General features: G+C 61.6%; 10 protein-coding genes. 3 read left to right on the plus strand and 7 right to left on the minus strand.

Annotated features, from left to right (window positions below; genetic code table 11):
* Positions 1-184: 184 nt before the first annotated feature.
* Together RLN94_RS01040 and RLN94_RS01045 are read right to left on the minus strand one after the other, a co-directional pair.
* Complete coding sequence (locus RLN94_RS01040; RefSeq protein WP_350168365.1) at positions 185-838, minus strand: ABC transporter ATP-binding protein; 654 nt, start codon at positions 836-838, stop codon at positions 185-187.
* A gap of 8 nt (positions 839-846) precedes the next feature.
* Positions 847-2,316 (minus strand): sugar transporter, encoded by a 1,470-nt coding sequence (locus tag RLN94_RS01045; protein WP_350168367.1) that lies wholly within the window; start codon positions 2,314-2,316, stop codon positions 847-849.
* Positions 2,317-2,399: 83 nt separating this feature from the next.
* Here RLN94_RS01045 and RLN94_RS01050 point away from each other — a divergent pair, with 83 nt between their 5' ends.
* Positions 2,400-3,221, plus strand: coding sequence for an ABC transporter permease (locus tag RLN94_RS01050; protein ID WP_350168369.1), 822 nt, complete (start codon positions 2,400-2,402; stop codon positions 3,219-3,221).
* Here the strand turns inward: RLN94_RS01050 and RLN94_RS01055 are convergent.
* Positions 3,211-4,227 carry a glycosyltransferase gene (locus RLN94_RS01055; RefSeq protein WP_350168371.1) on the minus strand — a complete coding sequence of 339 codons (1,017 nt, stop codon included), beginning with the start codon at positions 4,225-4,227 and terminating at the stop codon, positions 3,211-3,213. The two genes, RLN94_RS01050 and RLN94_RS01055, sit on opposite strands and share 11 nt — an antisense overlap.
* 268 nt (positions 4,228-4,495) lie before the next feature.
* Between RLN94_RS01055 and RLN94_RS01060 the strand changes: the two genes are divergently transcribed.
* The gene (locus tag RLN94_RS01060; RefSeq protein ID WP_350168373.1) at positions 4,496-5,941 is read left to right on the plus strand and encodes a site-specific integrase; all 1,446 of its coding nucleotides are present in this window, start codon (positions 4,496-4,498) and stop codon (positions 5,939-5,941) included.
* A 60-nt stretch (positions 5,942-6,001) separates the two neighbouring features.
* The gene (locus RLN94_RS01065) at positions 6,002-6,172 is read left to right on the plus strand and encodes a hypothetical protein (RefSeq protein WP_350168375.1); all 171 of its coding nucleotides are present in this window, start codon (positions 6,002-6,004) and stop codon (positions 6,170-6,172) included.
* A 778-nt stretch (positions 6,173-6,950) separates the two neighbouring features.
* Here the strand turns inward: RLN94_RS01065 and RLN94_RS01070 are convergent.
* The 4 genes from RLN94_RS01070 to RLN94_RS01085 all read right to left on the minus strand — a co-directional run bounded on the left by RLN94_RS01070 (position 6,951) and on the right by RLN94_RS01085 (position 12,367).
* On the minus strand, positions 6,951-7,490 hold the full coding sequence (locus RLN94_RS01070; protein ID WP_350168377.1) for an ImmA/IrrE family metallo-endopeptidase: 540 nt from the start codon (positions 7,488-7,490) through the stop codon (positions 6,951-6,953).
* Complete coding sequence (locus tag RLN94_RS01075; protein WP_350168379.1) at positions 7,487-7,843, minus strand: hypothetical protein; 357 nt, start codon at positions 7,841-7,843, stop codon at positions 7,487-7,489. The genes RLN94_RS01070 and RLN94_RS01075 overlap by 4 nt, the downstream gene beginning before the upstream one ends.
* 274 nt (positions 7,844-8,117) lie before the next feature.
* The gene (locus RLN94_RS01080; RefSeq protein WP_350168380.1) at positions 8,118-10,796 is read right to left on the minus strand and encodes a DEAD/DEAH box helicase; all 2,679 of its coding nucleotides are present in this window, start codon (positions 10,794-10,796) and stop codon (positions 8,118-8,120) included.
* 2 nt (positions 10,797-10,798) lie between these two features.
* Complete coding sequence (locus RLN94_RS01085) at positions 10,799-12,367, minus strand: site-specific DNA-methyltransferase (RefSeq protein ID WP_350168382.1); 1,569 nt, start codon at positions 12,365-12,367, stop codon at positions 10,799-10,801.
* Positions 12,368-12,556: the final 189 nt, after the last annotated feature.

Genomic DNA, 12,556 nt, shown 5'->3' on the forward strand with positions numbered 1-12,556 from the left:
CCTCGATATACTGCTGAAACCGCGCACGAAGCGCCTTCGGCAAAGGTGCTGACATGATCCGATCCTCCCAGGGAGAGGGAAGCACAATCAGCGTCTTCTGGGAATCCCCGGCGATTCAGGTTTTCATAGAAACGCTCTAAACGTGAAAGGCCGGCTGGCGCAACCCGCGGGCGGGTTTGCCGGGTCACTTCATCGTTTCGGTATGATACTCGATCGCTTCCTCGAGATCTTCGAAATAGGTGACGCTTCCGTTCTCGAGCACGAGGCCCGAATCGCAGAAGCGACGGAGCCCCGGCATCGAGTGGTTCACGACGATGGCGCTGGAATGGGACATCCGGGCCTGGAAGACCTGCGCGCTCTTGGCCTTGAAGCGGGCATCGCCCACGGCGGTGACCTCGTCGACAAGGTAGGTGTCGAAATGAATGCCCATGGAGGCGCCGAAGGCGAGGCGCGCGCGCATGCCGGAAGAGTAGCTGCGCACCGGCATGTTGAAGAAATCGCCGAGTTCGGAAAACTCCTCGACGAAATCCATCAGCTCTTCGGTGTCGACACCGTAGATGCGGGCGAGGAACTTGACGTTCTCGGCACCGCTGAGCTCGCGGTGGATGGAGTTGGCCTGGCCCACGGGCCAGGATATCGACCCGTCGGTGACGATGCGCCCGCTATCGGCGCTCATCGTGCCGGCGATGATCTGCAGGAGGGTCGACTTGCCGGCCCCGTTGCGCCCCAGTAGGCCGAGGGAGCGGCCGCTGGGAAGCGTCAGGTTGAGGTTGTCTATGACGACCTTCTGCTTCCCCTTGATCCAGAAGCTCTTGCTCAGGTTCTCGAAGCGGATCATGGCGGCGCTCAGGACCGGTCCCGGATGGAGTAGTAGACCAGCGCGAGGATTGACCAGAAGAGCAGCAGGAAGAGCGCGGCCAGCCCCGTCAGTATCAGCCTTTGCGGGTATTCGGACGCCTGTGCCAGCGTCGGCTTGATATAGGTGGCGAGGTAGCGGCTCTGGCGGTTGGCCTCGTCGCGGGCGGTCTCGAGCGCGGTCAGCGCGGCGGTATAGGCCTGCTCGGCATACTGGCGGTCGACCGTCAGCCTTTCGAACTCGGCGATCAGCGAGGGATAATCCTGGCTGACGCCGCCGGTCTCGGTGCTGGAGGAGGCGAAGTTGCGCCGTTCGGTGGCGATCCGGTCGCGGATCACCTCGATGCGTTGCTGGGCTTCGCGGAGCCTCGGGTCGTTCTCGCTCGAGGTGCCGCGCAGCAGATCGTGTTCCACGAGCACCGAGGCCAGTTGCTGTTGCAGGCTGGTCATCACGCCCATGCGGGTCTGGATGTCGGTCTCGGGGTCGACGATCTGCGACCTTGTGCGGAACTCGGTCATGGCTTCGCGGGCGTTCTTGAGGCGTTCGAGCGCATCGTCGAGGTCGTCCTGGGCATATCCCATGGCATCTTCGCGAGCCTGCAGGTTCAACTCGTTGATGCGGGCCTGGCTGATTTCGACGATCTCGCGCGAGATTGTCTGGGCCATCTGGGAATCGAACGCCTTGACCTGAACCTCGATCAGGCCGGTCGATGAATCGTAGGAAATTCCGACCATGCGGTTCCAGTACCAGATCAGGTCTTCCTGCGTGGCGTCGTTCCAGATGGCGAAGACCCAGTCGTTGGGCCAATGTTGCGAGTAGTGCGCGCGTAGGTCGACGTCTTCGTTGACGGCCTGCACCATCTCCTGGCTCTGGATGAACTCGTAGAGGATATCGCTGTCGGAGGCGGTGGAGGCGCCGGCGAAATCGGCCAGACCGCCAAGCAGTTCGTTGGCGCCGCCCTGCTCCTGGCTGCGGACGGTGAAGCCGGCGATCGAATGATACTGGTCCTCCGCCACGGTGTAGAGATAGGCCACGGTGGCCACGAAGGGGATGACCGCCAGGAACAGGAAGGACGTGATCAGGCCCCAGTGCCGCTTCTTCAGCTTGGCGGGCCCGGCCACGGGGCGGACCTTTGGCTGGGGCTGCTCTGCGGACTTGTCGGGGGCGGGCTTGGCGTTCTTGCGGCCGGACGGAGCAGATTTCGGGTTACCCTTTCCGGCCGCGGGTTTCGACCTGCCCTGCGCGGGGCCGGACGCGTCGGCGGTCACCGGACGGCGGATCGGAGCGGGATCGTCGGCGGGTTCCGGCTCGGCCCCGCGGCGGGTCGCGAAGGGCATGGCATCGCCATCCGCGCCGCCGCCGCCCGATTGCGCATCGCCTGCGGTGTTCGGGTCGTCGGACTTGCCCGGCTGGCCCTCTTTTGCGGCCGCATCACGGGCCGCTGAGCTGCGATTTGTCATTATTGTATGATCCAGGCCTCAAGCCGTTTGCCTCGTGTCTAGCATACTAATCGCCGAAATCACCAGAGCAACCGTGGTCCCAGATGGCGTTTACAGGCTCGGCGGGTCAGCCGGAGAACAAGGAAATCGGGCGGAGCCATGTGCGCTACTCGGTGATCCGCAATATTCTTGCGCTCATGCTGCGGGAAATGTCCACGCGTTATGGACGCACGCCGGGCGGGTATATCTGGGGTGTGGTCGAGCCGTTGGCCGCGATCATGTTTCTTGCGATCGGCTTTTCGCTGTTGTTGCGGACACCGTCACTCGGGACAAGCTTTATCCTGTTCTACGCGACCGGATACGTGGTCTTCAACCTGTACCAGGTGATCTCGAAAAGCACGTCGATGGCGATCAACTTTTCGAAGGCGCTGCTGAGGTTCCCGGCGGTGAACTGGTTCGACGCGATCGTGGCGCGGTTCGTGCTCAACAGCCTGACAGGCATCATGACGAGCATTATCCTGTTGACCATCATCCTCAACATCGTGGAGAACCGGACGGTTCTCGAATTGGGGCCGATCGTCGAGGCGTTCGCGCTGGCGATGTTGCTCGGTCTGGGGGTGGGGGTTCTGAATTGTACGCTGATCGGGCTGTTCCCGGTCTGGGACATGATCTGGGGTATCATCACACGTCCCTTGTTCCTCGCGTCCGGGATCATCTACATCTACGAGGACCTGCCGAAGCTGGCGCAGGATATCCTGTGGTACAACCCGCTGGTGCATATCACCGGCCTGACGCGGACCGGGTTCTACACGACCTATTCGCCGACCTATATCGACACGGTCTACGTGTTCTACGTGAGCATCACGCTGCTGTTCTTCGGGCTCTTGCTGACGCGGCGGTACAGCCGGGAGATCCTCAACCGCTAGGCCCGTCGCCCTGGTCGCCTTCCGGCCCCGTCATCCGGAGGATCGTTTCGTGGCTGACATCGAGGTGATTGAACAGGCCGTCGGCGATCGCCCGGCCCATTAGGCGCAAGAAGGCGCGGCGGGAGCCGGAATGGTGGCGGACCTTGGAGAACCATTTTGGCAACACGATCAGCAGGACCGGCCAGAACAGCCAGCCGGCGGCCATGCGGTAGAGCAGGAGCAGGTTGCGGTGGTGGTAGTAGACCTTCCAGAGCGGGCGGAACCTTTGCCCCTTGGCCGCGCCGGAACCGCCGAAGGTGGTGAAGTCGTGTTCGAAGGCGATCTGCGGCAGGAAGGCGATGCGCCCGCCCGCGCGGGTGAGGCCGAGGGTATAGAGACCGTCGTCGCCGTAGAGGAAGAGGCGGCCATCGGGATAGCCGGCCATGCCCAGTGCCCGGCGGGAGACGAAGAAGCCGACGAAGGAGGTCACGTCGATCTCGCAGCCGTCCTTGGCGTACTCGTCGTGCGCGATATGGAAGCCGTTCCGCCCCTTGCGAAAGGTCCGCAGGAACAGGCGCCAGTGCCAGAACGGGTTGCGCGAGGGGCGGTTCATCTCGCAGATCCGGCCATCGGGGAAGTAGACCGCCGCGGCGATGGCATCCCAGTTTTCGGGCGGCAGGGCGTGAAAGGCCGCAAGCGCGCCGGGCAGCGGTCGGGCGTCGTCGTCCATCACCACGAGCCAGTCGGGATCGTGCCGCGCGACGGCATGCCGCATGCCAGTCTCGAACCCGCCGGCGCCGCCGAGATTCACCTTGCTGGTGACGATATCGAGCCGCGGATTCGTCTGGGTCGCGAGCCAGTCGGCGGTGTCGTCGGTCGAGGCGTTGTCGACGATGACGATGGCGGAGAGGTGCGAAGGCCCGGAGGCGAGCAGGCGGTCGATGGTCGGTCCGAGCTTGTCGAGCCGGTTGTGGGTGACCACGACGGCGACCAGTCGGCGGGATGTAGGCGGTGTCTGGTCCGGCACTTGGTTCTGAAACCCTTGCATTGCTGGGTCGGGGAAAGCCCACACTTGACGCGTGATGTCAAACCGTTTGGCGGCAGCGGGGCCCGTCCAGGCCAGAGTTTGCAAGTTTTGGGGAATGGTGCCCAGGAGAGAACTCTTGGCGGCGGAGACGCGATTTCCGCCGCCCTGAAAAAGTTCCCAACTTGTAGATACTTGGAGCCTGAACGGGTCGGAAGAACAAAAGCCACCCGCGGCTCCGTTGTGTGGCAACCTGTGGAGCACCTATTCTATGAACCTATCTAAATGCGTCGCCGGCGTCGAGCCCCGCGGCAATGTCTACTATCTCCGTTGGAGGGTCCCTGCGCAGTTTCGCGCTGTAGAGTCGCGGACCGAGATCAACCAGTCCCTGAAGACTTGCGATCTGGAAGAGGCAAGGGCTCTTGCCCTCCTGAAAAAGAAAGCATTCCAAAAGCTCTGGAAGGCTCGCCTGTTGAGGAAAGACCGAGGGCCGTCAGTCGAGGCATTCGAAGCTGCTGTGTCATTGCTCGACGACCTCCAGCTACCCTACGTGCCGATCCAGGGCCTCTTGGCCGGACCTCTCGAGGACCTCGTGGCCCGGATCGAGAAGCTCGCCGCCGTCCCGGTGGACTCCCCCGCGATACCTGCCGCACTCGGTGTTTGCGATGTCCCGCACATCAAGATCCTCGACATGCCAAAGGTCATGGAAGAGCGCGCGCAGCACAAGTTGAAGGGGAAACACAAGGATCAGAAGCGCCAGTGGCGAAATCGCTACAGGCATGCCGCTCGCGTATTCGCCGGAGTCGTCTCGAACAAGAACGTTCATGAGATCACCGAGGACGACGCGCGGCGATACTACAACCACTGGCAGGAGAGGGTAAATTCCGGGAGTATCTCCGATGACCAGGCAATCAAGCGTCTTCGCTACCTGAGACAAATGATTGCCGAATATCATAAGCTCGCAGGGGCTCTTCCAAGCCAGACCTTCAACCCTGTCGCTGGCTTCAAGATAGAGCCGCGACCCAAGAAGGATAAGTCCTCTAACCAGGGAGGGAAGCCAGCGTTGCCTGTAGGATGGGTCAGAGACCTCGCAAGGGGGAAGCTGACCGACGGGATTGAAGTCGATGAGCGCGTCGACATCGGGATCGTCGTCGCCGAAACGGGATGTCGTCAGACGGAGATCGTTCACCTTCCGCCCGAGGACATCATCCTAAACCATCCGATCCCGCATCTCCGGATCAGGTATGTCGAAGAGGGAGAGCACGTCCGCGACATCAAGAATCTCGCTTCGATCAGGCTTGTACCCCTACTCGGCGCGGCACTTGAGGCAATTCGCCGCCATCCTACTGGCTTCTCCCGATATCGGGCGAAGGGTAGCTTCTCCGGCGACATCAACAAATTCATGAGAGATCACGGTCTCTTCCCGGCGCACCCTGAAGGTGGAAAACCCTATACCTTCGGCGGCACGAGGCACACCTGGGAGGAACGCGCTCGAGCTGCAGGCATGACAAACGAGGAACGGGCATTCCTCCTCGGCCATTCCGTCGGAAAGCTTCGCGGACGCCCGGTCTATGGCGACGGACCAGAGCTCAAGCTTCGCGCCCTCTATGCCGAGCTGGTCAGCTTCCCCACGGACACATGGCAACCGCGCCCAAACGCGGAGGTCAGGAACCTCATCGAGGCCGAACTCGAGGCCCTCGGATATCGCGTCGGGTAAGCTTTTCCGTCCATTTCGAAACGATCCGACCTTCTCCGCAGGAAAGAGGAGTATCGTTTCATGAACCCGGAAAAGCTGGAAGGCGCATACAAGCGCATCTTGGAAATCCTGCGCGCCCGCCCCGAGGATGGTCGCAAATTCGTCCCCATCGCTCAGCATCTGGAACGGGAGCTTCAAGCGCTTCGGAGCCAGGAGGATGACTACGAGCGCTACACAAAGATGGAGGCATGACAATTGGGAGTTCCGCGTGTCGCGCTGCGCCCCCATCTCTTGGTCAGGACCCGTTAGGCTCCGACAGACAGCCGCCGGACAGGCGGTTCGAAGATGTACAAGCGAAAGACGACGGGAAAAGATACATGCCAGTCGTCCAAGCGCTTGAGCAACTTATCTCTGAAAGGCGCGGGCAAAGCGATGATCTTGCCCAGATCCTGGCTGAGTTGGTCTGAGTTATCTCAAAGATTCGTGGGGCTGCTTCTGGAGATCGTCTTCCAGAAGCAGCCCGTTCGGCGCTTACTTCGGACGCCGGATGGTTTCGACAACGTGCGTCGACTTCTTCGTCTGGGCAGTCTTCACCGTCGTGAACCGTCCGGTCTTGGCGCTGCGCCCGATTTTCGTGGTCTTCTTTGCCATGTTGTAACCTCATGAGTTGGCAAGCTTCGATAGGATGAGCGGCGGAACCGCTCATCCAGAGTCACGGCTCCCTTAATCGGGAACCAAAATCGGCCAGGCGCGCAGGCCAAACGCTCTCGCGTAGAGGCGCTGCCCGGTCTTCGGACACGTGCGCCAAGGGCGGAACACGTACCGATAACCCGGCGGAGGGGGTGTGTGCTTCTTAGCCATTCCCTCGTTCTCCTTCGGGGCGTATCTTGCCATTTGACCCGAAAAGCGCTATATCGGCCCTTGTCACGGAAGCTGATTTGCGTTTCGGGAGGCTCTGCATCGTCAAGCCCCTGATGCACGATTCAGATTTTCATTTGGAGGCTCAGGCGCCAACCTGAGCCTTCATTCGTTAGAGCCTCCCGTTCTTGCGAAGGTAGCGGAGGCGGTTGCGGGCGGCGCTGAACGAGACGCCGAAGCGCTCCATCAGGTCATTTTCGTCATCCCATGCGTTAATAAATCCTTCGGGCATCAACAGCTCTGCGGCGAACTGATCCGCCTGCGGCTCCGCCAAGCGGTAGGTGGGGGTTCCATCGCCCCGGCGAGCCCGGGCCATGGAGATGTTCGTATGCAAGGCCCAGTGGCCCAACTCATGGGCAGTCGTGAAGCGGGCGCGACGGTCGCCCGCCCAAACCCCGTTGTACACGTCCTCCCGCAGCATGATGAACTCGCCATTGGGGCAGGTCAGCCCCTCTGCACCGTCCATTTCGTGCCGGTCGCCCACCTCCAAGCGGACGAGCCCGAGTTTCTGATCTAACACCCGCTCGATCAGCTCGATCACCGGCAGGTGGGGCTCCTCCGCCAGCCCGAGGCGATGGCGGAGGTTATTCGCAATGCCGCCGATTTCAGCCCAGCGGCGCGGCGGTACGATGAAATCGCTGCCAGAGGTCATTTTGCGTCCTTCTTATTGAGGATTTGGAAGATGCTTTTGAGCTCCTCATCGGACAGGCTGTCCATGCGCCGGGCCATGAGCCCGGCAGTGTCTCGGGCCAGTGGGGTGTCGGCCTCGATAGTGAAGGCTTTCCGGGACCGATCAGCGGCGCGGCGCAATGTGTCCGCTGTTTCCCCGGCGAGCCGGTAGGCTTTGATGACGAGTTCTTCAAAGCCCGATGGCGGGCTTTTCGTGCCGCGCTCCACGGCGGAAATGAAGGCAGAGGACTTGCTCAGGCGCTGGGACATGTCCAGAAGTCGTTCGTCCTCATCAATTCGCAGTTTCCGCAGCTCCTTTCCGATTTCTGTGGTCATGGTCGTTGCTCCTCACGGTGGTTCTTTCCCACAATATCAAGACTCGCGCGGGGATTCAACCTGAATGGTTAATTTTTTGCACCTCAAGAGATTACACGTTGATCCTGCGCAGACACTTGAGATCACGCGCATGAGCGAAGGGGACTGATGCTCAGGTCGTCACGTCACACGTGATTTTCACCAACGATCTGCACAGGGGTGCGAAACTCACGTCCTGAGCCGAAGTTGGCCCTTTTTTCGATTATGTCGGCGCGTAAGCTTAAGACGAGTGTCACTATCTCATTACGACATTTCTCATCTGATCCGCCATCTCGACACCATGGGCTACCTTGCGCACCATTAGGAATACGTTTCCTGTCGTGCGGGCCCAGATCCTGCCGATCGCGTCCTTCTCGCGTGCCTCTGGTGCGCCGATCAGGTGTTCGCCCTTGTATTCAACAACGAAGACGCGACCATCGCGGAGCTTCGCGACGAAGTCCGGGTAAAACCGACGACCGACCCGGGGCAGCGAGAATGAGTCCGAGTGCCGCGCCACGTTTCGGACCCAGACCTCGACCTCATCAAGGCTGTCGAGGCTCCAGGCACACTGGAATTCCTCCCCGTTCAGGTCACCATCGATGAGCGGGGCCCGGTCGGCACCGAGCAGGTGACGGTTGAACCGGAAGGCTCCGATCGTCTGAGTAGGCACATTCTGGTAGATTGTGTCGTCGAAACGGACCACGCTGCTGTCGGACCAGGTTGGTTTCGCCTGATCATCAAACAGCGCCATCTGGTGCGCTCGGGTCTTTTCCTCTTCCCGGATTGCCTGGATTTTCCATCGGATTCGCGCCGCGATCTGGTGCTGCCAGTCGATCAGCGTGCGGATGCTGACCTCCCTGTTGGTAACCAGGTCTGCGACCATGGCGGCGATCCACGGCAGCATCTCGGCCTGGGGAATGTCCGGAACTCGGCATTCCCGCTCCAGCCATTGCACCAGAGATGCCTCGAGATCCGCTTCCGATGGGGCATGCAGGCCGGACAGGATCGGCTGCTCTTCCGTCATCCGGCTGTAGACCAGCTTCTCTCCCTCGAGGTCGATCTCGATAACGTCCTGAGACCGGTGGAAGCTCAGCTCCTGTTCGGTCAGCCGCGCCGGATGGCGATCCAGGGACCAGTCGACGCGCTCCATGATCGCATCGGTTTCGGCAAGGAAGGTCTCGCCCTCCATCTCCACCAGGAGCTGGGGGATCTCTATGACATGACCGTTCTGGGCCAGCGTGCGGCTGGCCTCGACAGTTGCCCGATGCTTTTCGAGCTGTGCATCGAAATGGGCGTGATCCTCCTCCCGAGTGATCTCGCGGACTCCCTGGGCGATCTCGTCGGTCACGTCGCCCTTCACGCCGACGACCAATGTGCCGTCATCGCGCTGGATGTAGTCAACACCCTCGTCCTGCCATCCATTCAGGCGCTCACGGGCATCCTCGCTGTCTGGCACGGTGAACTGGAGGACCGGCTTCGGACGAACAGGATCAGGATCGAAAAGCTCCCCCTGGTCATTTTGCTCCACCCCGCGCGGCTTCAGGGACTCCCGGACCTCCTCGTCCGTGAACCCCATGTCTATCAGCTTGTCGGTCAGGGCCTGCGCGGCCTCCTGGAACGAGGGCTCGGAGACGTGGGCGTAGGCGCAGTTCAGGGCCGCGTCCTTCCTTCGGGACGCATAGGGCATGCGCAGGACACGCCCCAGGAGCTGCTCTACGGCTCCTCGGCTCTGGAGCCGCTGGGTGGCGCAGAGGACATAAGCCGAGGGGCAATCCCAGCCCTCCTTCAGCGCGTCCACCGTGATTACGTGGCGGGTCTGCTCTGCAGGGTCGCGCAGGTTCACCGCATCCAGCTCGCGCTGCTCCCCGGTGGCGATCTTAATCCGGTCTTCCGGGATCAGCTTCTCTTCGATCAGGTATTTCTTAAGCTCCGCGACCGTCGGGTGACCGTTCTTCGCCTGCGCTTGATAGAGCACCACCGGCCGGATATGATCGCGGTCCCGCTTCGCCTTCTCCTCAAGCATGTTTCGTGTCGCCACGGCACCCGTGACCGCCTCCCTCCAGTCGTCATGCGGACGGACACGGATCGGGAGCTTGATCATCTCTTCGTCCTTGAGGGCGCTCGCCGTGACCGAATGCAGGATGTTGTTGCGCCCGCGCGGGGTCGCGGTGAACTCGACAATGGCGGCCGGCCGGATCCTGGCCTGCACCTCGCGTGTCAGGCCCGAGACAGCGTTGTGCGCCTCGTCGACGATCATCAGGGGCCGCTGATGGTAGAGCAGGTTGGCGAAGGAGAATTTCACCGCCCCCTCGGTCAGCATGTCGTTCTCCGCCGCCTCTTCGGGCGACACGACCTCCATCCCGTCGGTGGGCACGCCGGAGAAATGCGGCTCCAGCTCCTCGTGGTGGGAATAAACCTTGCGGCCGCTGGTGTTCGCCACCCGGAATGCCTGGATCGTCGAGACGACGACGCAGGCCGACCGCGTCAGATCCTGCGGGCGCAGCATCTCGAACTCGGCGATGTCGAAGACGCGGACATGCCCGCCGAAATTCTCGTCGAGCCTGCGGCGGTAGGGATGCGTGCGGTCCTTGAGCGCCTCCAGCGTCTGCGTCTTGATCGCGTCAGAGGGCACGAACCAGAGCGTCAGGGGCCATGTACGGCGCAGGTAGCTGCGCGCGGCCAGGCGGATCGTCTCGGCCGCCAGCAAAGTCTTGCCGCCGCCGGTGGGCAGGCGCAGGCAGACGTAAGACACCTCGGACAGCGCCTCGAGGGGCTGGTAGGTGCGTGGCTCCGGTTTCCGTCCCTCGAGGCGGGCAAACTTCTCCTGCTCCTCCACGGCGTGCTGGAAAGCCTCAGCGGGACCTTTGGCGAGGGCGCGGGCGAAGAAGGCGTCGAGCGTCTCCAGCGTGGCCTTCTGATAGCTCTTGAGCTGCATGGTCACGTCCTCGCCGAGATGTCGTAGGGGGTCTGGCGGAACAGGATGCCTTGTTCCTTCAGCGTGGCCTCGGACAGGCGGCAGGCGGCGCCGTAGACCACCAGATCGCCCGCGAAGTCCGGCGCGGCTGCTGCAAGGTCGTCGCGGACCAGCTTCAGCACCGCGCGGGTCAGCACGTTGCCGCCCCCGGCGCTGCGGTCTTTCAGGATGCCATTGTAGAGCAGGGCGACGGCGCGCTCACCATGCACGCCGAGGAGCGGGCCCGAGGGCGCGTCGGTCATGGGTTGGCGAGTCTCGGAGAACCAGACATGGCGGGCGAGGTCGGCAAAGCGGATCGCTGGGTCGATCCGCCCATCCTCGTCGAAAACCGCGGGGCCGAGGGTGCAGAAACGGAAGCCGCCGCCACCCTCCCAGCCGACATCCTTCGAGATGCCGCCCTGTTCGCCCTCTATGACCTTCTGTAGACGCAGGGCGCAGTGGGTGCGGGCATGCTCGCCCATTTCAACCCCGATCCACCGGCGGCCCATCTTATGCGCGACGGCCGCCGTGGTGCCTGAGCCCAAAAAGCTGTCGAGAACGAGGTCGCCGGGAGTGGTGGCGATGTGGAGAATCCGGGAGATCAGCTTCTCTGGTTTTATTGTGTCGATGGGCTGAACACTTGGGAGGAGTTCTCTTGCATGAGCCTTCGCTTGCCTGGTGGTGTGTTCATTTGTCCATATTGTCTCGTTAGGACGTTTGGGGTCGTTGCTCGCGAATTCTCGGCTGTATGGGACCCAGACTATTTCGCCCAGTCTTTCTCGCTGCTTCCAGATAAGACGGCCTTCTTTGCGCAGTTGTTCGATGCCTTTCTTGCCGAAGGCCCAGTTGGCTTCACGTCCGTCGTCATGTATCGGCCATGCATCCGTTCCATCTGGAGCTTCAATCGGGAAGAACATTGTCGGCCTGTCATCCCGCAAAGAGTTCTTTCCATTCTTCTTAATCAGTCGATCACGGTGGGGGCGCGGCTCTTCGTCGGTCATGCGATAAGATTCGAGGAGGCCTTCGTCGCTCTTCTGTCGAAAGCCCGCCTGTTCAGAGTTCTTCTCGTAGACGAGAATGAACTCGTGATCTGGCGTAATTGGGACTTTGTTATCGTTCGGACTGTCCACTTTCCTCCATATGAAGGTGCACCGAAAATTCCTCCGGCCGAATATCTCGTCCATGACGACCTTGAGGTAGTGACCTTCGCGATCATCGATCGACACCCAGACCGAGCCGTCCTCGCTCAGGAACTCGCGCAGCAGAATCAAGCGGGGCACGATCATCGCCAGCCACTTCGCGTGTTCGAGGCTGTCGTCGTAATGCTCGAAGGCCGACCGGGTGTTGTAGGGCGGGTCGATGTAGATGCACTTCACCCGGCCCGCGTAGAAGGGCAGGAGCGCCTTCAGCGCCTCGAGGTTGTCCCCCTGCACCAGCAGCCCCTCGTCGCCCTCTCCGGCGCTCAGGTCGGGCACCTCGTCGAGCAGCCGATACGGCACCCGATCCGCCGCCCGCAGATCCTCATCCCTCGTCAACCAGTGCAGAAGCGGCATGCCCGTCCCTCGTTCTTGCCACCGGATCTTCGCGGCCCGGCTTGCCCCGAAGACCGTAAAGGACCGAAGTTGTGAAGGAAAGTGGTCGCAATCTGCGAGATGATGCCAGGCATTTTCGGTTGATACCCGAAACAAACCTTGGTTTCCCGGGCTCCGTGAAACTTCTATCAATGAGGAAACTTTGAGCCG

Source organism: Roseovarius sp., from assembly GCF_040223625.1.
Taxonomy (GTDB): Bacteria; Pseudomonadota; Alphaproteobacteria; order Rhodobacterales; family Rhodobacteraceae; genus Roseovarius.

Bases quoted from the DNA above. Each gene is read 5' to 3' on its own strand.
- RLN94_RS01080 (WP_350168380.1), bottom strand. From the start codon at position 10,796: ATGCAGCTCAAGAGCTATCAGAAGGCCACGCTGGAGACGCTCGACGCC.
- RLN94_RS01065 (WP_350168375.1), top strand. From the start codon at position 6,002: ATGAACCCGGAAAAGCTGGAAGGCGCATACAAGCGCATCTTGGAAATC.
- RLN94_RS01075 (WP_350168379.1), bottom strand. From the start codon at position 7,843: ATGACCACAGAAATCGGAAAGGAGCTGCGGAAACTGCGAATTGATGAG.
- RLN94_RS01050 (WP_350168369.1), top strand. From the start codon at position 2,400: ATGGCGTTTACAGGCTCGGCGGGTCAGCCGGAGAACAAGGAAATCGGG.
- RLN94_RS01070 (WP_350168377.1), bottom strand. From the start codon at position 7,490: ATGACCTCTGGCAGCGATTTCATCGTACCGCCGCGCCGCTGGGCTGAA.
- RLN94_RS01045 (WP_350168367.1), bottom strand. From the start codon at position 2,316: ATGACAAATCGCAGCTCAGCGGCCCGTGATGCGGCCGCAAAAGAGGGC.
- RLN94_RS01040 (WP_350168365.1), bottom strand. From the start codon at position 838: ATGATCCGCTTCGAGAACCTGAGCAAGAGCTTCTGGATCAAGGGGAAG.
- RLN94_RS01060 (WP_350168373.1), top strand. From the start codon at position 4,496: ATGAACCTATCTAAATGCGTCGCCGGCGTCGAGCCCCGCGGCAATGTC.
- RLN94_RS01085 (WP_350168382.1), bottom strand. From the start codon at position 12,367: ATGCCGCTTCTGCACTGGTTGACGAGGGATGAGGATCTGCGGGCGGCG.